The sequence below is a fragment of the Kocuria sp. LHG3120 genome, assembly GCF_049897445.1.
Taxonomy (GTDB): domain Bacteria; phylum Actinomycetota; class Actinomycetes; order Actinomycetales; family Micrococcaceae; genus Kocuria; species Kocuria rosea.
The window spans coordinates 323,793-347,681 of sequence record NZ_JAFCWG010000001.1 but is presented as its reverse complement, the minus strand read 5'-3'; the positions used below and the strand labels follow the sequence as shown (position 1 = coordinate 347,681).

General features: G+C 74.4%; 22 protein-coding genes and 1 tRNA gene. 11 read left to right on the top strand and 12 right to left on the bottom strand.

Going from position 1 to position 23,889, the window contains the following annotated elements; translation table 11 throughout:
* Positions 1 to 11 precede the first annotated feature (11 nt).
* Both ACP7CD_RS01625 and ACP7CD_RS01620 read right to left on the bottom strand, forming a co-directional pair.
* Positions 12 to 623, bottom strand: coding sequence for an isochorismatase family protein (locus tag ACP7CD_RS01625; RefSeq protein WP_336649755.1), 612 nt, complete (start codon positions 621 to 623; stop codon positions 12 to 14).
* A 126-nt stretch (positions 624 to 749) separates the two neighbouring features.
* A complete protein-coding gene (locus ACP7CD_RS01620; protein ID WP_373994751.1) occupies positions 750 to 2,099 on the bottom strand; it encodes a nicotinate phosphoribosyltransferase in 1,350 nt (449 codons plus the stop codon).
* Between the two features lie 55 nt (positions 2,100 to 2,154).
* On the opposite strand from ACP7CD_RS01620, the gene clpS reads away from it, so the two are divergent.
* The 8 genes from clpS to ACP7CD_RS01580 all read left to right on the top strand — a co-directional run bounded on the left by clpS (position 2,155) and on the right by ACP7CD_RS01580 (position 8,049).
* A complete protein-coding gene (gene clpS, locus ACP7CD_RS01615; protein WP_284563593.1) occupies positions 2,155 to 2,493 on the top strand; it encodes an ATP-dependent Clp protease adapter ClpS in 339 nt (112 codons plus the stop codon).
* Positions 2,493 to 3,053: a DUF2017 domain-containing protein gene (locus ACP7CD_RS01610; protein ID WP_017833242.1), complete on the top strand. Its 561-nt coding sequence runs from the start codon at positions 2,493 to 2,495 to the stop codon at positions 3,051 to 3,053. The genes clpS and ACP7CD_RS01610 overlap by 1 nt, the downstream gene beginning before the upstream one ends.
* A gap of 115 nt (positions 3,054 to 3,168) precedes the next feature.
* Entirely contained in the window at positions 3,169 to 4,113 is a 945-nt protein-coding gene (gene murI, locus ACP7CD_RS01605; protein WP_035928866.1) for a glutamate racemase, read from the top strand.
* A gap of 59 nt (positions 4,114 to 4,172) precedes the next feature.
* Positions 4,173 to 5,000: an MBL fold metallo-hydrolase gene (locus tag ACP7CD_RS01600; protein WP_017833240.1), complete on the top strand. Its 828-nt coding sequence runs from the start codon at positions 4,173 to 4,175 to the stop codon at positions 4,998 to 5,000.
* A gap of 56 nt (positions 5,001 to 5,056) precedes the next feature.
* Positions 5,057 to 5,842 carry a ribonuclease PH gene (gene rph, locus ACP7CD_RS01595; protein ID WP_035928869.1) on the top strand — a complete coding sequence of 262 codons (786 nt, stop codon included), beginning with the start codon at positions 5,057 to 5,059 and terminating at the stop codon, positions 5,840 to 5,842.
* Positions 5,835 to 6,479, top strand: coding sequence for an RdgB/HAM1 family non-canonical purine NTP pyrophosphatase (gene rdgB, locus ACP7CD_RS01590; protein ID WP_109222126.1), 645 nt, complete (start codon positions 5,835 to 5,837; stop codon positions 6,477 to 6,479). The genes rph and rdgB overlap by 8 nt, the downstream gene beginning before the upstream one ends.
* Before the next feature lie 27 nt (positions 6,480 to 6,506).
* The gene (locus ACP7CD_RS01585; protein ID WP_017833237.1) at positions 6,507 to 7,379 is read left to right on the top strand and encodes a phosphotransferase family protein; all 873 of its coding nucleotides are present in this window, start codon (positions 6,507 to 6,509) and stop codon (positions 7,377 to 7,379) included.
* A 22-nt stretch (positions 7,380 to 7,401) separates the two neighbouring features.
* Positions 7,402 to 8,049, top strand: a complete 648-nt coding sequence (locus ACP7CD_RS01580) for a 3'-5' exonuclease (protein WP_020380579.1) — start codon at positions 7,402 to 7,404, stop codon at positions 8,047 to 8,049.
* On the opposite strand, the gene ACP7CD_RS01575 is transcribed toward ACP7CD_RS01580, so the two are convergent.
* Complete coding sequence (locus ACP7CD_RS01575) at positions 8,018 to 9,145, bottom strand: ADP-ribosylglycohydrolase family protein (protein WP_336649756.1); 1,128 nt, start codon at positions 9,143 to 9,145, stop codon at positions 8,018 to 8,020. The two genes, ACP7CD_RS01580 and ACP7CD_RS01575, sit on opposite strands and share 32 nt — an antisense overlap.
* A 142-nt stretch (positions 9,146 to 9,287) precedes the next feature.
* Between ACP7CD_RS01575 and ACP7CD_RS01570 the strand changes: the two genes are divergently transcribed.
* On the top strand, positions 9,288 to 10,220 hold the full coding sequence (locus ACP7CD_RS01570; protein WP_426118581.1) for an aquaporin: 933 nt from the start codon (positions 9,288 to 9,290) through the stop codon (positions 10,218 to 10,220).
* Positions 10,221 to 10,359: 139 nt separating this feature from the next.
* Positions 10,360 to 11,667 carry a hypothetical protein gene (locus ACP7CD_RS01565; RefSeq protein ID WP_290467898.1) on the top strand — a complete coding sequence of 436 codons (1,308 nt, stop codon included), beginning with the start codon at positions 10,360 to 10,362 and terminating at the stop codon, positions 11,665 to 11,667.
* A 38-nt stretch (positions 11,668 to 11,705) separates the two neighbouring features.
* Here ACP7CD_RS01565 and ACP7CD_RS01560 read toward each other — a convergent pair whose 3' ends face one another.
* The 3 genes from ACP7CD_RS01560 to ACP7CD_RS01550 form a co-directional block, all read right to left on the bottom strand.
* Positions 11,706 to 12,446 carry an MBL fold metallo-hydrolase gene (locus ACP7CD_RS01560; protein WP_241482894.1) on the bottom strand — a complete coding sequence of 247 codons (741 nt, stop codon included), beginning with the start codon at positions 12,444 to 12,446 and terminating at the stop codon, positions 11,706 to 11,708.
* Complete coding sequence (locus tag ACP7CD_RS01555) at positions 12,443 to 13,540, bottom strand: S-(hydroxymethyl)mycothiol dehydrogenase (protein WP_035928878.1); 1,098 nt, start codon at positions 13,538 to 13,540, stop codon at positions 12,443 to 12,445. Before ACP7CD_RS01555 ends, ACP7CD_RS01560 begins: the two co-directional genes overlap by 4 nt.
* Before the next feature lie 176 nt (positions 13,541 to 13,716).
* Entirely contained in the window at positions 13,717 to 14,832 is a 1,116-nt protein-coding gene (locus tag ACP7CD_RS01550; protein WP_136341679.1) for a YihY/virulence factor BrkB family protein, read from the bottom strand.
* Positions 14,833 to 15,003: 171 nt separating this feature from the next.
* Here ACP7CD_RS01550 and ACP7CD_RS01545 point away from each other — a divergent pair, with 171 nt between their 5' ends.
* Positions 15,004 to 15,828 (top strand): transglutaminase-like domain-containing protein, encoded by an 825-nt coding sequence (locus tag ACP7CD_RS01545; RefSeq protein WP_426118577.1) that lies wholly within the window; start codon positions 15,004 to 15,006, stop codon positions 15,826 to 15,828.
* A 19-nt stretch (positions 15,829 to 15,847) separates the two neighbouring features.
* Here ACP7CD_RS01545 and ACP7CD_RS01540 read toward each other — a convergent pair whose 3' ends face one another.
* The 6 genes from ACP7CD_RS01540 to bcp form a co-directional block, all read right to left on the bottom strand.
* Positions 15,848 to 16,282 (bottom strand): MarR family winged helix-turn-helix transcriptional regulator, encoded by a 435-nt coding sequence (locus ACP7CD_RS01540; RefSeq protein ID WP_017833225.1) that lies wholly within the window; start codon positions 16,280 to 16,282, stop codon positions 15,848 to 15,850.
* A gap of 256 nt (positions 16,283 to 16,538) precedes the next feature.
* Positions 16,539 to 19,736, bottom strand: a complete 3,198-nt coding sequence (locus tag ACP7CD_RS01535) for an efflux RND transporter permease subunit (protein ID WP_426118575.1) — start codon at positions 19,734 to 19,736, stop codon at positions 16,539 to 16,541.
* Between the two features lie 210 nt (positions 19,737 to 19,946).
* Entirely contained in the window at positions 19,947 to 21,431 is a 1,485-nt protein-coding gene (locus ACP7CD_RS01530; RefSeq protein ID WP_176337590.1) for a malate:quinone oxidoreductase, read from the bottom strand.
* 112 nt (positions 21,432 to 21,543) lie between these two features.
* Entirely contained in the window at positions 21,544 to 23,151 is a 1,608-nt protein-coding gene (locus ACP7CD_RS01525) for an ABC transporter substrate-binding protein (protein WP_426118572.1), read from the bottom strand.
* Between the two features lie 78 nt (positions 23,152 to 23,229).
* Positions 23,230 to 23,313: transfer RNA gene (locus ACP7CD_RS01520), tRNA-Leu, on the bottom strand.
* 36 nt (positions 23,314 to 23,349) lie between these two features.
* On the bottom strand, positions 23,350 to 23,823 hold the full coding sequence (gene bcp, locus ACP7CD_RS01515; RefSeq protein ID WP_426118570.1) for a thioredoxin-dependent thiol peroxidase: 474 nt from the start codon (positions 23,821 to 23,823) through the stop codon (positions 23,350 to 23,352).
* Between the last annotated feature and the right edge of the window lie 66 nt (positions 23,824 to 23,889).

Below are 23,889 nucleotides of genomic sequence, written 5' to 3'. Positions count from 1 at the left end.
CCGGGCACGGGTCAGGACCGGACGACCTCGACCCCCGCCTCGGCCATCTCCCGCAGGGCGCGCTCCGTGGACTCCGCGGCGACGCCCGCGGTGAGCTCCACCAGCACCCGGGTGTCGTAGCCGGCCTCGACGGCGTCCAGGGCGGTCGCCCGCACGCAGTGGTCGGTCGCCAGGCCCACGATGTCCACGGCCTCGATCTCGTGCTCCCGCAGCCAGTCGTCGAGGCTCACGTCCGGCTCTTCGTCGACGTCCTCGTCGTCGCCCATCGGCACGTCCGCGTCCGGGGCGAGCAGCCCCTCGAAGCCGGAGTAGGCGGCGTCGTGCTCGCCCTTGCGGAACCACGCCTGGATCCAGTCCGTGTCCAGGTCCGGGTGGGAGTGGGCCCCGCGGGACTCGGCGACGCAGTGCACGGGCCAGGAGTCCACGTAGTCCGGCTCGTCGGAGAAGTGCGCCCCGGGGTCGACGTGCCAGTCCTGGGTGGCCGCGACGGCCGCGTAGTCCCCGTGGTGGTCCTCCAGGTGCTCCGACACGGCGGCGGCCACCGCCGCGCCTCCGGCGACGGGCAGCGAGCCGCCCTCGCAGAAGTCGTTCTGCACGTCGACGACGATCAGTGCGGTCCTCATGGTGTTCCTCCCTCTGTTCGGTGCTTCACGCTCGTGCCTCTCGCTCGGTGCTTCTCGCCCGGTGGTGCTCCTCCGGCGGGTGCCGCTGGGCGGATCCCGCCCGGCGCGCGCCGCCCGGACGGGCGCTCAGGCCGGGGCCTCGGGCCCCAGGACGGTCGGGATCACGGGGTCGCCCTCGCTGAGCCGCCGGGCCGAGCGGGGCAGCTCCGCCACGGACGCCGCGTGCCGCTCCCGGGCCCGGCGGACCCCCTCCGGGCCCGTCCAGCCGTCCAGCAGCTCGCCGCGGCGGACGAAGTCCTCCAGCAGCGGCCGGTCGTCGCCGTCGTCGTCGGGCAGCCGGCCGATGCCGACCATCTCGTGGGTCGCCGTGCCCCGCTCGTCCCGGCGCCGCAGGGCGTGCTTGCGCCCGCCCACGGACACCTTGCCCTTCGCGGCCTTCGCCACGGGCCGCAGCTCGCCGGAGGAGTCCTCGCGGGCCACCAGCTTGTAGACCATCGACGACGTCGGCGCGCCGGAGCCGGTGACCACTCGGGTGCCCACGCCGAACGCGTCGACGGGCGCGGCGTTCAGGGCCGCGATCGCGTACTCGTCCAGGTCCGAGGTGACGGTGATGCGGGTGTCCGGGTTGCCGAGCTCGTCGAGGAGCCCGCGCACCCAGGCGGCCTGGGTCACGAGGTCGCCCGAGTCCAGGCGCACGCCGCCCAGACCGGGACCCGCGAGCTCCACGGCCTTGCGCACCGCGGTCTCGACGTCGTAGGTGTCGACCAGCAGGGTCGTGTCCCGGCCCATGGACTGGAGCTGGGCGCGGAAGGCGTCCTCCTCCGTGTCGTGCAGGAGCGTGAAGGAGTGGGCGGCCGTCCCGACCGTCCGGATCCCGTAGCGGTGCCCGGCCTCGAGGTTCGACGTCGAGTCGAAGCCGCCGATGACCGCCGCCCGCGCGGCCGCGACGGCGGCCTCCTCGTGGGCGCGCCGGGAGCCCATCTCGATGCACGGGCGCCCCGCCGCGGCACCCACCATGCGGGAGGCGGCCGAGGCCACGGCGCTGTCGTAGTTGAGCACCGACAGGAAGTACGTCTCGAGCACGCACGCCTCGGCGAAGGTGGCCTCGACCACGAGCAGCGGCGACGAGGGGAAGTACGCCTCGCCCTCGGCGTAGCCGGAGATCGAGCCGGTGAAGCGGAAGTCGGCGAGGTAGTCCAGGGTGGCTCGGTTGACCACGCCGGTGTCCGACAGGAAGCGCAGCTGCTCGTCGCCGAAGCGGAAGCTCCCGAGCCCCTCGAGGAGGCGCCCCGTGCCCGCCACCACGCCGTAGCGCCGCCCAGCGGGCAGCCGCCGGGCGAAGACCTCGAACACGCTGCGCCGCTGCGCGGTGCCGGCGTGCAGGGCGGCCTGCAGCATGGTCAGCTCGTAGTGGTCGGTCATCAGGGACGTGGGCGGCGGGGCCCACCGGTGGCTGCGCTGGTTCACGGGCACCACTCTAGCGACGCCGCCGGTGCGCCCCGCCTCCGGCACTCGCTACGATGGACGGACCATGCACTGCGCTACTCCCGCCGCCGCCCGCCCCGCGGCCACCGCCACCCCGGAGACCGGCACCCGGCCCACCGGCGCGACGTCCGTGGCCACGGAGACCGAGACCCCGTGGAACGTGGTCGTGTGGGACGACCCCGTCAACCTGATGAGCTACGTCACCTACGTGTTCCGCTCCTACTTCGGCTACCCGGAGGAGAGGGCCCGCTCCCTGATGCTGGAGGTCCACCACCACGGGCGCTCCGTGGTGGCCAGCGGCTCCCTCGAGGAGGCCGAGACCCACACCGCGGCGATGCACGGCTTCGGACTGTGGGCCACCTTCGAGCAGGCGGGGGGCCACTGATGGCGCAGGGCTTCCGGTCCACCCGCCGGGGCATCACCGCCCGCTTCGAGGAGCCCGAGAAGGAGCTGCTCCAGAAGCTGTTCGCGGACGTCGCCCAGGCGCTCGCCCCCGAGCAGCCGGCCTCGGAGGACTCGCTCGAGCGGATGCTCGGCGTGTCCGGGGACGCCACCGTCCCCGACGACTCCGCGCTGCGGCGGCTGCTGCCCGACGGGAGCCTGGACCCCGAGCGCGCCGCCGAGTTCCGCCGGTACACGGAGCGGGGGCTGCGGGAGACCAAGCGCGGCGTGCTGCAGCAGGCGGCCCTCGCGCTGGAGGCCCAGCCCGTGCGGCTGGACCCCGCCCAGGCGCAGGCCTTCGGGCAGGCCCTCAACGACGTGCGGCTGGTGCTGGCGGACCGGCTCGGGATCCGCAGCGAGGCCGACGCCGAGCGCGTGGGTCGCTACGACGACTGGTCCGCGATCGAGGACGTCGAGACGTACATGTCGCTCCTGTACAACTTCGTCTCGTGGTTGCAGGAGACCCTCATGGAGGCCCTCCTCCACGACCTGCCCCGGGACTGACCGGGCACGACACCCCGGGCGGCCCCCGCCCCGGCCGGGGGTGACGCGGCTCACGGCGGCACGGCCGCGGCGCGGTTTGGGACGGCGGCACGCCCGGGACTACGCTCTTGACGATATGCAGGATGACGACGTCTTCGGGGCCGGCGGCCGGGCCGCCCGGCGCCCCAACCCCGGTTCACCCATCGGCGTGTTCGACTCCGGGGTGGGCGGTCTCACCGTGGCCCGCGCCATCATCGACCAGCTGCCCCACGAGGAGATCGTGTACGTGGGGGACACCGCCCACGGGCCCTACGGGCCGCTGCCGATCGCCGAGGTCCGGGCGCACGCCCTGCGGATCATGGACGAGCTCGTCGACTCCGGCGTCAAGCTGCTCGTGATCGCCTGCAACACGGCGTCCGCGGCGGTGCTGCGCGACGCCCGGGAGCGCTACACCCGGGTCTACGGGATCCCGGTGGTCGAGGTCATCCAGCCGGCGGTGCGCCGGGCGGTCGCCTCGACCCGCAACGGCCGGATCGGCGTCATCGGCACGGAGGCGACGGTCGGTTCCCGCGCCTACGACGACACGTTCGCCGCCGCCCCCCACCTGCGGATCGACTCGGTGGCCTGCCCCGCGTTCGTCGACTACGTGGAGGCGGGCGTCACCACGGGGCCCGGCCTGCTGGCCACGGCCCAGGCCTACCTGGACCCGCTGCGCGAGGCCGACGTGGACACGCTGGTGCTGGGCTGCACCCACTACCCCCTGCTCACCGGCGTGATCTCCTACGTCATGGGCGACGCCGTCACGCTGGTCTCCAGCGCGGAGGAGACCGCCAAGGACGTCTACCGGGCGCTCGTCAGCCACGGGCTCGAGCGCGAGCCGGGGGTGCCGGGCGGGCCCGCCCGGCACGAGTTCCTCGCCACCGGGGACGCCGCGTCCTTCGAGGTCCTCGCCCGGCGGTTCCTGGGGCCGGAGGTCGCCCGCGTCCGGCACACCAGCTCCGTGGCGGAGCAGTACCCCACGGGCTCGCTCGCGCGGATCACCCCGGAGATGATCGGGGGAGCGGGCCCGTCCGCGCCCTGAGCAGCTCCGCGGCCGGTGCGGCCGCCGTCCCACCGGCACCTCCTGGAAGGCTCTCGCCCATGAAACTCACCATTATCGGATGCACCGGCTCCTTCGCGGGGCCGAACTCCCCGGCCTCCTGCTACCTCGTCAGCGGTGAGGACGCCGAGGGACGGACCTGGCGCATCCTGCTGGACATGGGCAACGGCGCCCTCGGGGTGCTGCAGCGCCACATCGACCTGCACGACATCGACGCCGTGCTCGTCAGCCACCTGCACCCCGACCACTGCATCGACCTGGCCGGGCTGCACGTGGCGATCAAGTGGGACCCGCGCGGCTGGGGCCGACCCCCGATCCCGCTGTGGGCGCCCACCGGCCTCCACGAGTACCTCAGCAGCACCCACGGGCTCCCCACGGAGCCCGGGATGCACGGGGAGTTCGACTTCCACACCTGGGTCCCGGAGGAGCCCGTGCGGGTGGGGCCGTTCGCGATCACGCCCTTCCGGGTGGAGCACCCCACGCCCGAGCCCTACGCCCTGCGCATCGACTACGACGGCGTCATGGGCCCCAGCACCCTGGCCTACTCGGGGGACACCGACGCGTGCGAGGGGCTCGTGCGCGCCGCGCGGGACGCCGACGTCTTCCTGTGCGAGGCCGCCTACCACGAGGGCCGCGACGACGCGCTGCGCGGCATCCACCTGACCGGCCGGCGCGCGGCGGAGGCCGCCCGGGACGCCGGGGCCCGCCAGCTGCTGCTGACGCACCTGCCGGTGTGGAACTCCCCGACGCGGGCCGTGGAGGAGGCGCAGGAGGTCTTCGCGGGACCCATCGGGGTGGCCGAGCCCGCCTACACCTACCGGATCGTCCGACGGGGGAGCGGCCGTCCCGCGGCCGCCGTCGGGCCGTGAGCCCCGCCGCCGGCGGCCGGGCCGGGCGGTCGGTGCCGCGGGGTAAGGTGGACCACATGGATTCCCCCGTCGACCAGACCGCACCGGCCCTCTCGACCTCGGGGGTGACCCGGTCGGACGGCCGTTCGCCCGGTGAGCTGCGACCCATCACGATCACCCGCGGCTGGTCCCAGCAGGCGGAGGGCTCCGCCCTCATCGAGTTCGGCAGCACCCGGGTGCTGTGCACCGCGTCCGTGACCGAGGGCGTCCCGCGCTGGCTCAAGGGGGAGGGCCGCGGCTGGGTGACCGCCGAGTACGCGATGCTCCCGCGGGCCACGTCCACCCGGTCCGCCCGCGAGTCCGTGAAGGGCAAGATCGGCGGGCGCACCCACGAGATCTCCCGGCTCATCGGCCGCTCCCTGCGCTCGGTCATCGACCTCTCCGCCCTCGGCGAGAACACCGTGGTCCTGGACTGCGACGTCCTCCAGGCCGACGGCGGCACCCGCACCGCGGCCATCACCGGCGCCTACGTGGCCCTCGCCGAAGCGATCGGGTGGGCCCGGGCCGAGGGGCTCGTCGCCCGCCGCGCGCAGCCGCTCACCGACACGGTGGCCGCCGTGTCCGTGGGCATCATCGACGGCGTGCCGATGCTGGACCTCCCGTACGTCGAGGACGTGCGGGCCGAGACCGACATGAACGTGGTGGTCACCGGGTCCGGCGACTTCGTGGAGGTGCAGGGCACCGCCGAGGGCGCCCCCTTCGACCGCGCCGAGCTGGACGCCCTGCTCGACCTCGCGCTGGCCGGCTGCGCCCAGCTCACCCAGATCCAGGTCGAGACCCTGCGCGAGGCCGGCGATGGGTGACCACCACGGCGCCCGGGTGGTGCTCGCCACGCACAACCGGGGCAAGCTCGCCGAGCTGCGGGACCTGCTCGCGCCCGCGCTGCCCGGAGCCGACGTCGAGCGGCTGGTCGTGGACGCCGCCGCGGCCGGGGCCCCCGACGTCGTCGAGGACGGCACCACCTTCGAGGCCAACGCCCTGCTCAAGGCCCGCGCCGCCGCCGCCGCGACCGGGCTGATCGCCGTGGCCGACGACTCCGGCCTGGCCGTCGACGTGCTGGGCGGAGCCCCCGGGATCTTCTCCGCGCGCTGGTCCGGCCGGCACGGCGACGACGCCGCGAACCTGCGGCTGCTGCTCGCCCAGCTCTCCGACGTCCCCGACGTCCACCGCGGCGCGCAGTTCGTGTGCGCCGCCGCGCTCGTCACCCCGGACGGACGCGAGCACGTGGAGACCGGGACGCTGCGCGGCGCCCTGCTGCGGGAGCCCGTGGGGGACGGCGGCTTCGGCTACGACCCCCTGCTGCGCCCCGACGGGTCCGACCGGACCTGCGCCGAGCTCACGCGCGCGGAGAAGAACGCCATCAGCCACCGCGGGCGCGCGATGCGGGCCCTGCTCCCGCACCTGCTGACCGCCCTCGACCCCGCCGCCGTCCCCGACTGACCCACGTCCGAACCGAGGAAGTTGACCATGCCCTGGTCGCAGCTCCACCACCTGCCGTTCGCCGGCGCCGTCGAGGCCGTGCTGCGCGAAGCCGGCATGAGCGCCGACCCCGGCCAGTGGGAGGTCCACGCCGGCGGGTCCGCCCACGTGGTGGTGAACGTGGGTCACGTGATCTCCGTGCGGATCGCCAAGAACGCCACGGTCTGCGAGCACGTCCAGCGCCGCACGGAGGTGCTGCGGAGGCTGCCCCGCTTCTCGTTCGCGACCCCGCGGCCGCTCACCGGAGTGGTGGTCTCCCACGGCTACACCGGGGTGGGTCTGACCTGGCTGCCCGGGCACCCGCACCCGCCCGGGCACGGCGACCCGGCCGTGCTGCACCGGGTGCTGACCGAGCTGGCCGAGGTCGACACCTCGGGCTTCGCACGGTACCTCGATCGTCCCGGCCAGCACTGGGGCGGCCACCGGCGGCGGCACGTGCTGCTCGACGAGGTCATCCCGCGGCTGCTGCCCCGCAACCAGGAGGCCGCGCGGCGGGCCGTCGCCGAGCTCGCGGCGCTGCCGACCGTGGCACCGACCCTGGTGCACGGGGACCTCATGGGGCACAACATGCTGTGGGACGGGGACGGGGACGAGCTCACGGGCATCATCGACTGGGACCACGCCTGCCTGTCCGACCCCGCGCACGACGCCGCGTCCCTCGGGCTGTGGTACGGCTGGGACACCCTGCGCGCCGCCGTCTCGGAGACCGTCTACGAGCGGGCCCGGCTGCACGCGCGCACGTTCCCGCTGCAGGCGGTCGCCTACGCGCTGCACCACGACCTCGACACCGCCCAGGTCAACCAGTCCATCGCCCGGGCCGACGACTGGATCGAGACCAACCTGCGCGGTGTCTCCGCCTGAGCGGGCGCAGTAGGCTGTTCCGGTGCCTCGTCCCGCTTCCCCCGACACGACCACCGACCGGCCCGCCGCGGATCCGTCGTCCCTCTCCTTCACCGCCATCGACTTCGAGACCGCGAACCGCTTCATCGGCTCGCCGTGCGCCGTGGGCCTCGTGCGGGTCCGCGGCGGACGGGTGGTGGCGGAGCGCTCCGCCTACATGCGCCCGCCGCGCACCCGCGCGGACTTCGACCCGGGGAACACGCGCATCCACGGGATCACCGAGCACACGGTGGCGGGCCACCCCGGCTTCGCCGAGCTGTGGCCGCGGATCGAGGACTGGATCCTGGCCGAGGACCCCGACGAGCTCGTGGTGGCGCACAACGCGGCCTTCGACATGGGCGTGATCCGCGCCGCGTGCGCGGAGACGGACACGCGGCACGCCCCGCTGGCGTACGCGTGCAGCCTGGCGCTGGCCCGGCGCGGCTACGACCTGCCGTCCTACGCGCTGCCCCGGGCGGCCGAGGCCGCCGGGGTGCCGCTGCGCCGCCACCACGACGCCCTCGAGGACGCCCGGGCCTGCGCGGGGATCGTGGTGGACCTGGTCCACCGGGCCGGTGCGGGCACCGTCCGGGAGCTGCTCGCCGGCGCGGGACTGAACGTCAAGCGGCTGGCGGCGCCCCCACTTCCCTGAGCCAGCGCTCGGCCGTCTCCGACACCACGTCCCCGGCGTCCAGCCGGGCGCGCCACTCCGGCGGCAGCGCGGCCGTCCCGAGGGCCGCGCCCGTCACGGCGCCGGCGATCGCCCCCGCCGCGACCGGGTGGTCGGTGCCGGCGGTGGCCAGCTCCACCGCGCGGCGGAACACGGCCTGCGGGTCCCCGGCGCCCGGGGCCTCGGCCTCCGCGCGCAGGGCCGCGCCGAGGCCGCCCGCCAGGGTCTCCGGGGCGGCCCCGCCCGCGCCGAGCAGCCGGTCGAGCGCCGCGGGGTCGGGGTCCTCCCGCATGGCGGCGCGCACGGCGTCCTCGAGCCGGGCGAGGGTCTCGGCCACCGGGCGCGTGAGGTTCCCGGCGGTCTCGCGGGCGGCGGCCACGGCGGCCGCGACCGGCCGCGGCAGGCCCTCCCGGCGGGCGCGCACGGCGGCGTGGACCACGAAGCCCTGGACGGCCGCCGCGGTCTGCGCCTCGGGGTGCCCGTGGGTCAGGGCGGCGCCGTTGATGGCCAGGGGCGCGAGCGTGCGCCAGCCGACGTGGGGGAGCAGACCGAACGGCGAGGAGCGCAGCACCGGTCCGGCGCCCTTGGCCTCCGGCTGCAGGGGGCGTTCGACCTCGCCCATCCGGCCGGAGCGGAGGGCCGCCAGCACCGTTCCGTCCGGCTCCCGCACGGCGTGCAGGATCTCGTGCTCGTCGATCGGGCGGGGCAGGGGCCGCGGCGCCTCGGCCGGGTGGCGCTCGCCCTGGGTCCCCAGCCAGCGCAGGTAGGCCAGCCACAGGCACGCGGTCTCGTCGGCGCCGTGGCCCTGGTTCGCCCACTCGACGACCTCCTGCAGGGCGTCCAGGGTGTAGAGGGTCAGCTGGGTGGCGTCGGAGATCCGCAGCACCGCGGTGCCGTCGGCGGCCTCGGCGAGGGCGTCCGCGCCGGCCGCCGCGGAGCGGGAGCGCGGACCGGAGCTCGCGCGGCCGCCCAGCGCGTCCCCGAGGGCTCCGCCCAGCAGGGCGGCGCGCACGGAGTCGGCGTACTCGGGCCAGGCGGGGTCGAGGCCGGCGTCGGGCGAGAGCAGGGGTGCGGGCATGCGGTCAGTGTAGTCGGCGGCCGACACGGCCCGGGGCGGGTTCAACCGCCCTTCAGGTCACTGTGGTTGCATGGCACGGGCGCCCGGCGCCCCGCCGGCACGGCACCCCCACCGTGCCGCCCCGATCCCTGAGGAGAAATCCATGAGTCACCACGTTCCCGGCACCACCGCGCGCCCCGGCGCCGACGCGGCCGACAGCACCGCCCACGACGGCGCCGCCCCCGGCACGGCGGGCCTCGCGGCGCCCGTGCCCGTCGCCGCGCGCAAGGACACCGTGCCCGCCGGCGCCCCGGAGGCCGCGTCCGCGCCGGCCCAGTGGGCCGCCGAGTTCGCCGGGACGGCGCTGCTGGTCTTCGCCGGGCTGGGCACGGGCATGTTCGCCACCGAGGTCATCGACTCCGCGCTCGGCTTCGGGCTCGGCCTGGTCGCCGCGATCGTCGCCTTCGGGCACGTCTCCGGGGGGCACTTCAACCCCGCGGTGACGCTCGCCGCGGTCGTGGCCGGGCGCACGCCCGCGCGGGCCGCGATCGGCTACGTGGTGGCCCAGGTGCTCGGCGCCCTGGCGGCGGCCGGCGTGCTGTGGGCGGTGCTCATCAGCCTGCTCGACTCCTCGACCACCGCGCAGGTCCTCGGCGCGGTCTCCAACGGCTTCGGGGAGAGCTCCACCTCCCAGGCCGGGTGGACCACCGTGCTGCTCGTCGAGTTCGTGGCGACCGCCCTGTTCGCCCTCGTGGTCCTGGGCTCCACCGCGCCGCGGGCCAACGCGGTGCTCGCCCCCGTGGCCATCGGTGCGGCCCTCGCGTTCCTGCTCACGATCACCGCGCCGTTCGACGGCGGGTCGCTGAACCCCGCCCGCTCGACCGGCGCCGCCGTGGTCGCCGGCGCCGGCCACCTGGACCAGCTGTGGCTGTTCTGGGTGGCCCCGCTGCTCGGCGGCCTCGTGGCCGGTCTGGTCCACCGCTCGGCGACGCTCTCCCGGCCGCGCCGCGGCGCCGGGGCGCCCGCCGCGGAGGAGGACGCCCCGGCCGCGGAGGCGACGCCCGCCGCGTCCGCCGCGCCGGTCCGGGAGCGGTGAGCCCGCGGCCCTGCCGGGTCCGGCAGGGCCGCCGGATCCTCCGCCCGCCGCGGGGGGCCGTCGCTTTCCGTCATCCTCCGGGCGGCGGGGCTAGGCTGGTCCGTGCCCGGCCGCCGTCGGGAGGATGCGGAGGTACCTCGTGAGCAGTGCGCGCGCCGCCGAGCCCCTCGGGGGTTTCAGCACGGCCGCCCGCTCGCCCCTGGCCGACTCCCGGGAGCTCGCCGCCGTCAGCGGCGCGCTGTACCCCGTGCTGACCCTGCTCGTGCGGCTGCCCCAGACCATGGTGCCTCTCGGCGTGCTGACCACGGTGGCGCTGATCTCCGGGTCCCCGGCCCTGGGCGCCTTCTGCGCCGCCGCCGTGACGTTCGGCTCGGCGGTGTGCGGGCTGGCCATGGGCGCGGCCGCCTCGTGGCGCCGGCGCCAGCTCGGCCTGGTGCTGCTCACCCTCGTGAACCCGCTGGTGGTGTGGTGGCTCGTGCGCCGGCTCCCGGACCTCGCCGCCGACCCCGGGGCGGCCCCCGCCCAGCTGGTGCTCCCGTGCCTGCTCGCCGGGCTCGTGCTGCCGCAGATGGGCGTGGCGTGCCGGCTGCGCTGGTGGTCCCTGCTGCGCCGGGACTCCCGGGAGGACCTCTTCGACACCGCGCTGCGCCACGAGAGCGTCATGGACTCGCTGGCCACCGTCCTGGCGGCCGCGGTGACCGGGCTCGTGGCCGTGACCCTCGGGCCGGTGGCCGTGCTGGTGCTCGCGGCCACCCTGACCCTCGTGGGCACCACCGTGTTCCTGCTGCACTGCTCGGCCCGCCTGCCGCGGGGGCTCGTCCACTTCCTGCCGCCCGTCGCGGCCGCACCGAACCGGGCGGCCCGCAACCGCCGCCGCCGGGCGCGGCAGCTCCGGCTGCTCCCCGTGCTGGGGATGGGGGCGCTGGGGGCCCTCGTGGGGTCGACCCTGGGAGCGGTCCTCGTCTTCGCGACCGCCGTGGACGCGGTGGTCTCGGTCAGCTGGCTGTACGCGGTCTCGGGGTTCACCTCGGCGCTGGCCGCGGTGGCCGCGTCCGCCCGCACCGAGGAGCTGCGGCTGTGGAACCGCTGGGTGGCGGCGGCCGCCGGGGCCGTGCTCGCCGCGATGCTCCTGACCATCCCGGACGACTCCGCGGGGATGGTGGTCGTGCTGGCGCTGGCCGGGCTGACCACCGGACCGTGCCTGGTGGCGGTCTACGAGATCGCCCGGCTCGTGGCCCCGAGCCCCCGGGTCACGGCCCTGACCACCGTCATGACCGCGGTGATGAGCGTGGGGCTGACCGGGGGGCTCGCCCTGTCCGGGTGGTGGGGGGAGTCCTGGGGCTACCGGAGCGCCGCACTGGTGCCGGTGCTCTCCGCGGCGGTCCTGCTGGCCACGGCCCTGACCTTCGTGCACCGCTGGCGGCGCATCGGTCCCGTGGACCTCTGAGTCCACCGGACCCGGGACCGTACCGGCCGGGGGCGCGGTCAGTGGCCCCGGTCGATCCACTCCTGCAGGTGCGGGGCCTCCGCACCGATCGTGGTGGTGTCGCCGTGGCCGGTGAGCACCTCCGTGGACTCGGGCAGCGTCAGCAGCCGCTCGCGGATGGAGTCCACGATCGTGGGGAAGTCCGACCAGGACCGGCCGGTGGCGCCGGGGCCGCCCTGGAAGAGGGTGTCCCCGGAGAACAGCACCCCGCCCTCGCCCAGTCCCGGCGCCCAGAAGCACACGGACCCGGGGGAGTGGCCCGGGGTGTGCAGCGCGGTGAGGGTCGTCCCCGCCACGGTGAACTCGTCCCCGTCGGCGATCGCCGCGTCGAAGGGCGTCTTCGGGTAGACCTGCTCCCACAGCACCGTGTCCTCCGGGTGCAGGTGGATCGTCCCGCCCACCTGCCCGGCCACCTCCTTGACGGAGCGGATGTGGTCGTCGTGGGCGTGGGTGAGCAGGACCGCGGTCACCGTGCGCCCGGCGACGGCCTCCACCACCGCGGCGGGATCGTGGGCCGGGTCGATCACCACGCACTCGTCGTCGTCGCCCACGATCCACACGTTGTTCTCGACGTCCCAGGTCCCGCCGTCGAGGGAGAACGTCCCGGAGGTGACCAGCCGGTCGATGCGGGCCCGGCCGGCGCCCTCGGCGGGCCGCACCGGAACGGCGCCGCGGTCGGCGGGGTGGGCGCGCTCCCGGTCGGGCAGGGCCTCGCCGTCGTGGCCGTCGACGGCGCTCATCGGTCGAGCTCCACGACGGAGCGCAGCACCTTGCCGGCGGTCATCCGCTCGAAGGCGGGCTCGACGTCCTCGATCCCGATCCGTTCGGTGACGAAGCCGTCGAGGTCCAGCCGGCCCAGCCGGTACTGGTCCACCAGCATCGGGAAGTCCCGGTTCGGCAGGGTGTCGCCGTACCAGGCGGACTTGATGGACCCGCCGCGGCCGAAGACCTCGTCCAGCGGGATCTCCCAGGTGGTGCCGGGGGCGGGCACGCCCACCAGGACCAGCCGTCCGGCGAGATCGCGGGCCTCGAAGGCCTGCTGGAAGGTCGCGGCGACGCCCACGGCGTCGACCACGACGTCGGCGCCGTGCCCGCCCGTGAGCTCCTGGATCGCCGCGACGGGGTCCTGCTCCTTCGAGTTCACCGTGTGGGTGGCGCCGAACGTCTGCGCCGTGGCGAGCTTCTCGTCGTCGAGGTCCACGGCGATGATCGTGGTGGCCCCGGCGAGCTGGGCCCCGGCGATCGCCGCGGTGCCGACGCCGCCGCAGCCGATCACGGCCACGGACTCCCCGCGCCGGACGTTCGCGGTGTTGAGGACGGCGCCGATGCCGGCCATCACGCCGCAGCCGAGCAGGCCGACCGCGGCGTACTGGTGGTCCTCGAGCTCGCCCTCGATCTTGGTGCACTGACCGGCCGCGACCAGGGTCTTCTCGGCGAACGCCCCGATGCCCAGGGCGGGGGAGAGCTCCGTGCCGTCGGCGAGCGTCATCTTCTGGGAGGCGTTGTGGGTGGCGAAGCAGTACCAGGGCTCGCCCCTGCGGCAGGCCCGGCACTCCCCGCACACGGCGCGCCAGTTGAGGATGACCTTGTCCCCGACGGCGACCTCGGTGACGCCCTCGCCGACCGCGGCGACCACGCCGGAGGCCTCGTGGCCGAGCAGGTAGGGGTAGTCGTCGCCCACGGCACCGACCTTGTAGTGCAGGTCGGTCTGGCAGACCCCGCAGGTGAGGACGTCCACGAGCGCCTCCCCGGGCCCGGGGTCCGGGACGAGGATCGTCTCGAGGGTGGCTGGTGCGTTCTTCGCGGTGACTACGACGGCTCTGACCTCGTGCATGAGTGGGACCTTCCTGCGGACGACGTGACGGTTCCGGTCCGGAACACCGCTCCCCAGTCTAGGGAAGGACGCCGGGGGCGCGCGGTGCGGCGCCGGAGGGCGGCGGCCCCGGGCCGGGCACGACGAAGCGGCGGACCCGTGGATCAGCACCACGGGTCCGCCGCCGGGGTCGGCCGTCAGCTCCTGCCGGAGGCCTTGTCGGCGTCCTTCCCGGAGTCGTCCGAGGAGTAGTCGAGGTGCTCGTGCTCGAGGCGCAGCTTCCGGCCCTGGTCCACGAGCTTCTCCGCCTTCTTGTCCTTCTTGTCGACCTGGCGGGTGTCGCGCGGCGGGAGCTGGATGGTCTCCTCGGCCTTGATCCCGCCCTGCAGCTGGCGGCCGCGCTCCACCTCGGCGTCGATCTCCGCGCCCAGCAGCAGCACGTTGTTGATGATCCACAGACCGAGCAGCAGGACGATGACGGAGCCGATGATGCCGTAGGTGGCGTTGTAGGACGCGAAGTTGCTCACGTACCAGGTGAAGGCCAGTGCGGCCACGGCCGCCACGACCAGGGCGACGATCGAGCCCATGCTGATCCAGCGGAACTTGGGCTGCTGGACGTTGGGCGTGAAGTAGTAGAGCACCGCGATGAGCAGGACGGCGAGGATGACGACGACCGGCCACTTGGCGATGTTCCACACCGTCACGGCCGTGGTGCCGAGCCCCACGAGGTCGCCCACCCACTGGGCGATGCCCCCGGAGATCAGCACCATGAGCATGATGAGGACCACGATGAGGACCAGCATCAGCGTGACGAGGAGGTTCATCGGCCGCAGCTTCCAGATGGGCCGGCCCTCCTCGACCTCGTAGATGCGGTTCATGGCCCGGCCGAAGGCCCCCGTGTAGCCGGAGGCGGTCCACAGTGCGCCGACGATGCCGACGACGAGGGCGAGCCCGGCGCCGGTGCCGGAGGTGAGGTTGTTGATGGGATCCTCGAGCAGGGTCACGAGCTCGGGCGGGGCGGCGCCCTCGAGGAACCCGGTGATCGCCTGGGTGGTGGCCTGCCCCTGGCCGAACACGCCGAGCAGGGACACGATGGCGAGCAGCGCGGGGAAGAGGGAGAGCACCGCGAAGTACGTCAGGGACGCGGCGAGGTCGGTGCAGTCGTCCTTGGAGAACTCCGAGATCGCACGTTTGACGACGTAGCCCCACGAGGGCTTGCTGATCTCGGTGGGACTGTCCGGCTTGCGGGGATCCTCGGGATCCGGTGCGGTGCGCTCCTTGGAGCGGCTGTCCTGGGTGGTGTCCTGGGCCATGCTGCGTCCTTCGCGGTCGGCCGCCGGGTGCAGCGCGCGGGCTCCGGCCGGCGGCGGGGCGTGTGGGGGATGTCTCGTGGATCAGTGTACTGATGAATCGCCCCCGTGAGCCACAATGGAGCGGACGGGCCACCGGTCCGCCGCACATTCCCCCCGACCAGGAGGCCCTTCGTGCCCACCACCCGGCGCACCGTTTCCGCGGAGGTCGACTTCGCCTCGGAGACCGACCACCTGGCGGTCTTCTCCCTCGCGGCCGCCCGCCCCGGCGGAGGCGCCCGCCCCGGCGAGCACCTGAGCCTGCGCGTGGACGGGACCGAGGTCGCGCTCGAGGAGGCGGAGGACCTGCACGGCACGCGGCTGCACCTGGCCCGGGTGCCGGGCGGCACGCAGTGCACGGTGTCCTATGCCCTGGAGCTGGACGGCCCGGCGGGGTCACCGCCTCCGGAGGAGCCGGTCGACTTCGTCCGCTACACCCGGCCCAGCCGGTTCTGCCCCTTCGACGAGATGGCCGGCACCCCCGACGCCCTCTTCCCCGGGGCCCGCGGCGGCGGCTACGAGACGCTCCAGCGGGTGCGGGACTGGGTGCACGAGCACCTGGACTACGTGGTCGGCTCCTCGACGGCCACCGACACCGCGGTGCACACGTTCCTCACCCGGCAGGGCGTGTGCCGGGACTACGCCCACCTGCTCATCACCCTGCTGCGGGGACTCGGGGTGCCGGCGCGGCTCGCGTCGGTCTACGCGCCCGGACTGTCCCCCATGGACTTCCACGCGGTGGTCGAGGCCTGGCACGACGGCGCCTGGTACGTCCTCGACGCCACCGGGCTCGCCCCGCGCACGGAGTTCGTGCGCATCGCCACGGGCGCCGACGCCTCCGAGACGGCGTTCCTGACCACGCTCCAGGGGAAGATCACGCTGGGCGGGATGCGGGTCGCCGCGGAGTCCTCCGTCCCCGGCCGCGAGGACCCGGGAGCCAGGGTCGTGCTCCCCCTGTAGCGCGGCGGGGGAGCGCGGCTCAGAGCTCGTTGACGGCTTCCCGCAGGCGGTCGGCGAGCCGGGTCAGGATGCGCAGCTCCTCCGGGTCCAGGCCCGCGGACATCAGCTCGTGCACGTGCACCCGGAACTGCTCGGCGATCTGCACCTGCATCTGCCGGCCCCGGTCGGTCAGCCGGATCCGCAGCCCCCGCAGGTCCTGCGGGTCCTGCCAGCGGTGCACCAGCCCCTTGAGCTCGAGACGCTCCAGCATCCGGCTGAGGCTCGACTGGGTGAGCAGCACGTACTCGTTGAGCTCGTTGAGCCTCATGCCGGCCTCGTCGGAGCGGGAGAGGTTGAAGAGGACGTCGTACTCGCGGGCGGAGAGCTCCGCGAACTCGGGTTGGCGCTGGAGACGCCGCATGACCGTCACCTGGGCCCTGAAGAGGGCCTCCCAGGCGTCGGCGCTGTTCTGCACACGATCTGTTTCTCTGCGGGTCACAGGATAATGCTACGACCCGGTTACATCGGTGCACCGGGCCCCGGTGTCCCCCCTTTCGGGGGATGCCTCCCGGGGGCTCCCCGCACGCCGCCCGCTCCACAGCACCGAATCCCCCTGTGACCAGCGGCGATGATACCTTCTGCACCCTGCGGACGGGGAGTGACCGGGGTGCGCCCGCGAGTGTTTTCAGAAGCAAACGTCCACGAAAGAGCGCACGGTGACGAGTGTCACGTCACCTTCCGCGGGCGCCGCGCCCCGGGGCCGCGGCCAGCGCCGCGATCCGCTCCTCCCGGCGCCGGAGCCGCGCCTCCTTGCGCGCCTCGACGAGCCGGTACAGCACCGGCACGAGCACCAGGGTCAGCAGGGTCGAGGAGATCAGCCCGCCGATCACCACGACCGCCAGCGGCTGGGAGATGAAGCTGCCCTGCCCCGTGATCCCCAGCGCCATGGGCGTCATCGCCAGGATGGTCGCCAGGGCCGTCATCACGATGGGGCGCAGCCGGCGGGTCGCCCCCTTCTCGATGGCCTCCTCCAGGTCCATGCGGTGCTCCCGGCCCCGGTACTGGTTGATGAGGTCGATCAGCACGACCGCGTTGGTCACCACGATGCCCACGAGCATCAGCACGCCCACCAGCGAGGCGAGGCCCAGCGGCACCCCGGAGGCCAGCAGCGCGAGCACCGCGCCCGTCGCCGCGAAGGGGATCGAGACCAGCAGGACCAGCGGCTGGACGAGGGACTTGAAGGTCGCCACGAGCACCACGTAGACGATCGCGATCGCGGCGAGCACGGCGAGGCCCAGCTGCCGGAACGTGGTCTCCTGCTCCGTGGCGGCCCCGCCCAGCTCGGCCGCCGCGCCCTGCGGCAGGTCCAGGCCCGCGAGCGCGTCCCGGACCTCCCCGCTCGTGGCGCCGAGGTCGTCGCCGCCCGGGGTGACGGCCACGGTGGCGGTGCGCTGGTCGTTGCTCGAGGTGATGGTCTCGACCGTGAGCGCCTCCTCGACCTCGGCCAGCTCGTCGAGGCGGACGGTCCCGCCCGCGGCCGGCACCGGCAGGGCCCGCAGCGCCTCGAGGTCCTCGACGGCGCGGCCCTCGCCGATCGTCACCGCCACCGAGTCGGCGTCCAGGTCGATGGACCCGGCGGGGAGGGGGTTCACGGTGCCGGCGAGCGCCCCCGTGACCTGCTCCTCGCTCAGGCCGCGGGCGGCGGCGGCCGCCCGGTCGACCGTGACCACGACGGTGGGCTGGGTGGCGGCCAGGTTGCTCGTGACCTGCCCCGCGGAGTCGAGCTCCCGCATGGCCCGCACCACGGCGTCGTCGGCCTCCGCCAGCGTCGCCTGGTCCGTGGCGGTGACGGAGATCTCGACGTCGTTGCTCGTGAAGCCCTGGGCGCCCCGCACCGAGAACTCGCCGGCGCCGTCCAGCCGGTCCAGGCGCTCGCCGACGGTGCGGCGCAGCCGCTCCTGGTCGACCGCGGCGTCCGTCGTCACGGAGAACGTGGCGCTGTTGGTGCCGCTGCCGGGCAGGAACGCGGAGAAGCCGCCGCCGGGGCCCATGGTGACCTGGACGTCCTCGATGCCCTCGGTCCAGTCGAGCACCTCCTCGGCGCGGCCCGCCTGCTCGGAGGTCACCGCGAGCGCGGTGCCGGGCGGCAGGTCCTGCTCGATCGTCATGGTGTTCTGCCCCGTGTCCCCGAGCAGGTTGGTGGGCAGCACCGGCAGCAGGGCGGCCGTGCCGCCGAGGATCAGGACGCTCACCCCGAGGGTGGCCCACGGGTGGCGCTGCGTGCCGCGCAGGACCGGCAGGTAGCCCTGGGCCAGCCGGGGCGGCGTCCCGGCCGCGGCGCCGGGCGGGGGACCGGCCGTGCCGTCGGCCCAGGGGGCGGGGCGCCCCGCCGGCGCCCGGCGGGCCCGCCGCGCGAGGCGGGGGTCCCGGAGGAACCAGAACGCCAGCACGGGCACGATGGTCAGGGACACCACGAGCGAGGACAGCAGCGCGATGGTGGTGGTCAGGGCGAAGGGCCGGAACAGCTCGCCGGTCACGTCCCCCACGAACGCGATGGGCACGAACACCGCGACCGTGATGAGGGTGGAGGCGGTGATCGCCCCCGCGACCTCGCGCACGGCGGTGAGGATGGCCCGGCGCTTCGCGTTGGCGGGGTCGGTGCTCAGGTCGACCGTCCCGTAGTGGCGCTTGATGTTCTCGATCACCACGATCGAGTCGTCCACGACCCGCCCCACGGACAGGGTGATGGCCGCGAGGGTCAGCAGGTTCAGCGAGTAGCCCAGGGCGTTGATCCCGATGAACGTGGCGAGCAGGGACAGCGGGATGGAGATCGCGGTGACCAGGGTCGAGCGCAGCGACGCCAGGAACACCAGGATGACGAGCACGGCGAACACGAGCCCCAGGAGGCCCTCGACCGTGAGGTCCTCGATCGACTGCTCGATGTAGGGGGCCTGGTCGAAGACCGCCGTGATCTCGGCGCCGTTGCCGAGGTCCTCCTCGAGCTCGGGGATCATCTCGCCGACCGCCTGGGAGATCCCGACCGTGTCCCCGTCCGGGGTCTTGGTGACGGACAGGGCGAGCGTCGGGGCCCCGTTGGTGCGGGTGATCGAGGTCTGCTCCTGCTCGGCGAGCTCCACGGCGGCCACGGCGCCCACCGTGGTGGGCTCGGCGCCGTCGGGCGCGTCCTCGGGGAGGGGCAGCGGGACGTTCTCCACGGCCTCCAGGGAGTCGAGCGGGGAGCCGGCCTGGACGGGCAGGGTCGTGGCCCCGTCGTCCACGGTGCCCACGGGCACCAGCCCGCCGCTCTCCTCCAGGGCGGTGCGGATGTCCGCGGGCGTGGCGCCCGCCCGGGCGAGGTCGGCGCGGTCCGGCAGGATCGAGACGACCTGCTCGGGGGCGCCGCTGACCTCGGCGGAGCGCACGCCCTCGATCCGCTGCAGGTCCGGGGCCGTGAGCCGTTCCAGGTCGGCGGCGAGCGGGCTGAGGTCCTCGTCGGAGGACACGGCCAGGAAGACGATGGGGAAGTCGGCGACGGAGCCGGCGAACGCGGTGGGCTCGACGTCGTCGGGCAGCTGGGTCCGCACGTTGGAGATCGCCCGCTCCACCTGGTTGCGGGCCCGGTCCAGGTCGGTGCCGTACTCGAAGCCGAGCCGGATCTCGGACAGCCCGCTGCGCGAGGTGGACGCCGAGCTCTCGAGGCCCTCCACGATGTTGAGCGCCCGCTCCAGGGGCCGGCCCACCTGCTCGTCGACGACCTCCGCGGACGCGCCGGGCATCGCCGAGACCACGCTGATGGCGGGGATCTCCAGGGACGGGATGAGCTCCTGCTTCATGGAGCGCATGCTGAGCACCCCGAAGAGGGCGACGAACAGCGTGATGAGCACGATCAGGGCGCGGTTGGCCATCGACGCGCGGGCGAGGAGAAACACTCGTGCTCCTTGGGGAGGGATGGGCGAGGGCGTCCCGGCCGGGCCGGGGCGCACGCCCCTCAGCGTACCGCCGCGTACCGACAGGTCACCCGGGCCTGCTGGGCCGGGGGGCCGGGGCGGACCGGACGACGACGAGGCACCGGACCGGCCGGTCCGGGGCCTCGTCGCGCGGGCACCGCGGCGTGCGGCGCGGTGCCCGTCGGGGCGGTGTCAGCTGATGCCGAGCACCTGGGCGGTGCGGCCCATGACCTCGTCCGCGAGCTGCGGGTTGTCGTTGAGCTTCACGCCGTAGGAGGGGATGAGCTCCTTGATCCGCGGCTCCCACCCGGACATCCGCGCCGGGAAGGACTTCGCCAGGAGGTTGAGCATGATGGGCACCGCGGTGGACGCGCCGGGGGAGGCTCCCAGCAGGCCGGCGATGGAGCCGTCCGCGGCGGTGATCAGCTCGGTGCCGAACTGGAGCACGCCGCCCTTCTGCTTGTCCCGCTTCATGACCTGCACGCGCTGGCCGGCCTCGATCAGCTCCCACTGCGAGCCGTCGGCGGTCGGGTAGAACTGCTGCAGCGCCTCGACCCGCTGGCCCTTGGACTTGGCCAGCTCGCTCAGCAGGTACTTCACGAGATCCAGGTTGGCCAGGCCCGCGCGGGTCATCGGGTAGAGGTTGTGCGGGCGCACGGACAGGGGCAGGTCCAGGTAGGACCCCTGCTTCAGGAAGTTGGGCTTGAACCCGCCGTAGGGGCCGAACAGCAGCGCGCGCCGCCCGTGCTCGTAGCGGGTGTCCAGGTGCGGGACGGACATGGGCGGGGCGCCCACGGAGGCCTGGCCGTAGACCTTGGCGTTGTGCTGGGCCGCCACGTCCTCGTCGGAGTTGCGCAGCCACAGGCCGGAGACCGGGAACCCGCCGTAGCCCTTGGCCTCCCGGATGCCGGACTTCTGCAGCAGCGGCAGGGCGCCGCCGCCGGCGCCCACGAACACGAACTTCGCGCGCACGAGCCGGTCGCCCTCGGTGTTGAGGCGGTTCTTGACCCTCGCCACCCAGGTGCCGTCGCCCTGCCGGTCGAGATCCGTGACCTGCTGGCCGTAGCGCACCTCCCCGCCCCGGGCCTGCAGGTGGGCGACCTGCTGCCGGGTCAGCTCGCCGAAGTCGACGTCGGTGCCCTCGGGGGACCAGGAGGCCGCCACGCGTCCCGCGCCGCGGCCGTGCATGGTCAGCGGCGCCCACTGGGCGATCTTCTCGCGGTCCTCGGTGTACTCCATGCGCTCGAAGAGCTTGTTCGGCTGCAGGGCCTCCCAGCGGCGGCGCAGGTAGTCGCTGTGCGCGTCGCCGAAGACGAGGGACATGTGCGGCACCGGGTTGATGAAGGAGCCGGGCTCGCGCAGCTTGCCCTCGGACACGAGGGAGGCCCAGAACTGGCGGGAGAGCTGGAACTGCTCGTTGATGCCGAGCGACTTCTCCGGGCTCACGGACCCGTCGGCGGCCTGGGGCGCGTAGTTGAGCTCGCAGAGCGCGGAGTGGCCGGTGCCGGCGTTGTTCCAGACGTTGGAGCTCTCCGCGCCCACCTGGTCGAGGCGCTCGAGCATCGTGATGTCCCACTGCGGCTCGAGCTCCTTGAGGAACACGCCGAGGGTGGCGCTCATGATGCCTCCGCCGATCAGGAGGACGTCGGTCGATTCCGTTGTCTGAGGTGATGTCACAGTCGATGCTCCCGTTGAACGCCCGGCGCTGCGCCGGTGAATGGTCGGGATCAGACTATCGCCACGCCCGGACGAACCCCGAATGCGGCCGGGCGCGCGCCGGGGCCGGTGATCAGGGCGCGGCGCCGAGGTCCACCCGGTTGAAGACCTCGTTGCCGGTGGAGCTCAGGGGGAAGGACGTCACGGAGTCCCCGACGGCGACCGCGGAGATCGGGTGGGCCAGCGGGACGGCGGGCAGCAGCCGCGAGACGCGGTTGTTGATCGACACGTACGCGCTCGAGCGGTCCTCGCCGTCGGGCAGCGCCGCCGCGCGGTTGACCGCGCCGAACAGTGACACGGCGTCCACGCCGAACTCCCCGCGGGGGGCGCCGAACAGGGCGGCCGTGAAGTAGTCCGGGTCGCGGTAGCCGCCGTTGAGGCCGAGCAGGTGCAGGGCGTGGTCGCCCTCCGGGTCCTGGATCTGCTGAACATAGCCGTCCGACCAGTCCACCGGGACGGGCTCGATCACGAACCCCGCCCGCACGAGCTGGGCCGCGATGTCGGCGTAGATCTTCTCGGGCTCCTGCATGTAGGTGCGGGAGGTGCCGCGGGGGTAGTAGAACCGCAGCGGCTCGCCGGCGTAGGAGGACGCCGCCAGCAGCTCGCGCGCCCGCTGCGGGTTGTAGGACGGGACCTGCAGGTCGGTCCCGTCCATCGCGAAGCGGGCGGGCAGGAACTGGTTCGCCACCCGGGTGCCGTCGGGGTAGTGCTCGCGCACGATCGCGCCGCGGTCCACGGCGGCGGCGATCGCCTCCCGCACCTCGGGGTCGTCCAGGGGCTCCACGTCCTGGTTGATGCCGAGGTAGGACACGGAGTACGGGTCGCGCTGGAGGACCTGCACGCCCTCGCGCGCGAGCGGGGCGAAGGAGTCCAGGCCCACCTGGTCGTAGCCGTCCACCTGGCCGAGGCGCAGCGCCACGTAGCGCAGCTCCGGCTCGGCGATCGTGCGGAACTCGAGCCGGCCGATGTCCCCGAGCTCACCCCAGTAGTCGGGGTTCGCGACCAGCACCACGTTCGTCCCGTCCCCCGACTCGTAGCGGAAGGGGCCGGTGCCCACGGGGTGCGTCTCGTGCGTGCCGGCCGCCAGGGCCGCGGGGGACGCGATCCCGAACGCGGGCTGCGTCAGCGCCCGGAGCAGGGGCGTGTGCGGCGCGGTCAGCGAGAGCTCCACCGTGGACTCCGACGCCGCGGCGCACCCCGCGTAGAGGGGGTCGATGCCGGGGGCGCCGGTGCGCAGGACCGTGGCGAAGGGGGTCCGTGCCCCGTCGGCGGCGAGGGCCTCCCAGCGCTCGAAGTTCGCGCACACCGCCGCCGCGTCCAGGGCGGTGCCGTCGTGGAAGCGCACGTCCCGGCGGAGGTCGAAGGTGTAGGTGAGCCCGTCCTCGGAGGTCTCCCACGACCGCGCCAGGGCCGGCACCGCCTCGCCCGTGGAGGGGTCGGCGGAGACGAGCCCCTCGAGCATCTGGGCCCCGATCCGGGACGTCTCCAGGATGTTGACCGTGGCCGGGTCCAGGGTGGGGGCGGCGGCGGCGTTGGCGAACACGAACTCCCCGCTCGGCACGGACCGGGCGGCGGTCGGGGTGCCGGGCCCCTCGCCCGCGGGGGCGCACCCGCCGAGGCCGAGGAGCCCCGCGACGAGCGCGAGCGCGGCCGCGGTGCGGGGGGTTCGCCTGGGCGCCATGGGTCCTTCGCCGCCTCACCGGATCGGTCGTGGATGTCGTCGTGGGCCGGCCCCGGGGCGTGCCCGGGGACGGCGGGGTGCGCGAGGCGGGACTCGAACCCGCACGCCGGTCAGGGCACAGGAACCTAAATCCTGCGTGTCTGCCAGTTCCACCACTCGCGCCGAAGGGGCCCGTCAGGGCCCCCGCCCATCCTAGCCTCAGCCCTCCAGGCCGAGGTCGCGGCGCAGCTTCGCCACGTGGCCCGAGGCGCGCACGTTGTACTGCGCGAGCTCCACCTCGCCCTCGGGCCCGACCACCACGGTGGAGCGCACCAGGCCCTCGTAGGTCTTGCCGTAGTTCTTCTTCTCGCCCCAGGCGCCGTACGCCTCGGCGACCCGGTGGTCCGGGTCGGAGAGCAGGGGGAAGGTGAGGAACTCGGCGTCGGCGAACCGCGCGAGGGCCTCCGGGGAGTCCGGCGAGATGCCGAGCACGGCGAACCCGTCCGCGGCGAAGCGCTCCAGGCTGTCGCGGAAGTCGCACGCCTGCGTGGTGCAGCCGGGGGTCGAGGCCTTCGGGTAGAAGTAGACGACCACCCGCCGCCCGCGGTGGTCGGCGAGGGAGACGGTCCGGCCCTGGGCGTCGGGCAGGGAGAAGTCGGGGGCCGGGCTGCCGGGTTCGAGACGTGCTGCCATGGGGATGTTCCTCCGTCGGGTCGGTGGTGCCGTCCGGGCCGGGCCCGGGCGAGGGTCGGGTGCCGC

Excerpts from the sequence above, each read along its gene's own strand:
- ACP7CD_RS01600 (WP_017833240.1), top strand. The coding sequence starts at position 4,173 with ATGAAACTCACCATTATCGGATGCACCGGCTCCTTCGCGGGGCCGAAC.
- rdgB (WP_109222126.1), top strand. The coding sequence starts at position 5,835 with ATGGGTGACCACCACGGCGCCCGGGTGGTGCTCGCCACGCACAACCGG.
- ACP7CD_RS01525 (WP_426118572.1), bottom strand. The coding sequence starts at position 23,151 with ATGGCGCCCAGGCGAACCCCCCGCACCGCGGCCGCGCTCGCGCTCGTC.
- rph (WP_035928869.1), top strand. The coding sequence starts at position 5,057 with ATGGATTCCCCCGTCGACCAGACCGCACCGGCCCTCTCGACCTCGGGG.
- ACP7CD_RS01610 (WP_017833242.1), top strand. The coding sequence starts at position 2,493 with ATGGCGCAGGGCTTCCGGTCCACCCGCCGGGGCATCACCGCCCGCTTC.
- ACP7CD_RS01560 (WP_241482894.1), bottom strand. The coding sequence starts at position 12,446 with ATGAGCGCCGTCGACGGCCACGACGGCGAGGCCCTGCCCGACCGGGAG.
- ACP7CD_RS01555 (WP_035928878.1), bottom strand. The coding sequence starts at position 13,540 with ATGCACGAGGTCAGAGCCGTCGTAGTCACCGCGAAGAACGCACCAGCC.
- bcp (WP_426118570.1), bottom strand. The coding sequence starts at position 23,823 with ATGGCAGCACGTCTCGAACCCGGCAGCCCGGCCCCCGACTTCTCCCTG.
- ACP7CD_RS01585 (WP_017833237.1), top strand. The coding sequence starts at position 6,507 with ATGCCCTGGTCGCAGCTCCACCACCTGCCGTTCGCCGGCGCCGTCGAG.
- murI (WP_035928866.1), top strand. The coding sequence starts at position 3,169 with ATGCAGGATGACGACGTCTTCGGGGCCGGCGGCCGGGCCGCCCGGCGC.
- ACP7CD_RS01625 (WP_336649755.1), bottom strand. The coding sequence starts at position 623 with ATGAGGACCGCACTGATCGTCGTCGACGTGCAGAACGACTTCTGCGAG.
- ACP7CD_RS01570 (WP_426118581.1), top strand. The coding sequence starts at position 9,288 with ATGAGTCACCACGTTCCCGGCACCACCGCGCGCCCCGGCGCCGACGCG.
- ACP7CD_RS01575 (WP_336649756.1), bottom strand. The coding sequence starts at position 9,145 with ATGCCCGCACCCCTGCTCTCGCCCGACGCCGGCCTCGACCCCGCCTGG.
- clpS (WP_284563593.1), top strand. The coding sequence starts at position 2,155 with ATGCACTGCGCTACTCCCGCCGCCGCCCGCCCCGCGGCCACCGCCACC.
- ACP7CD_RS01550 (WP_136341679.1), bottom strand. The coding sequence starts at position 14,832 with ATGGCCCAGGACACCACCCAGGACAGCCGCTCCAAGGAGCGCACCGCA.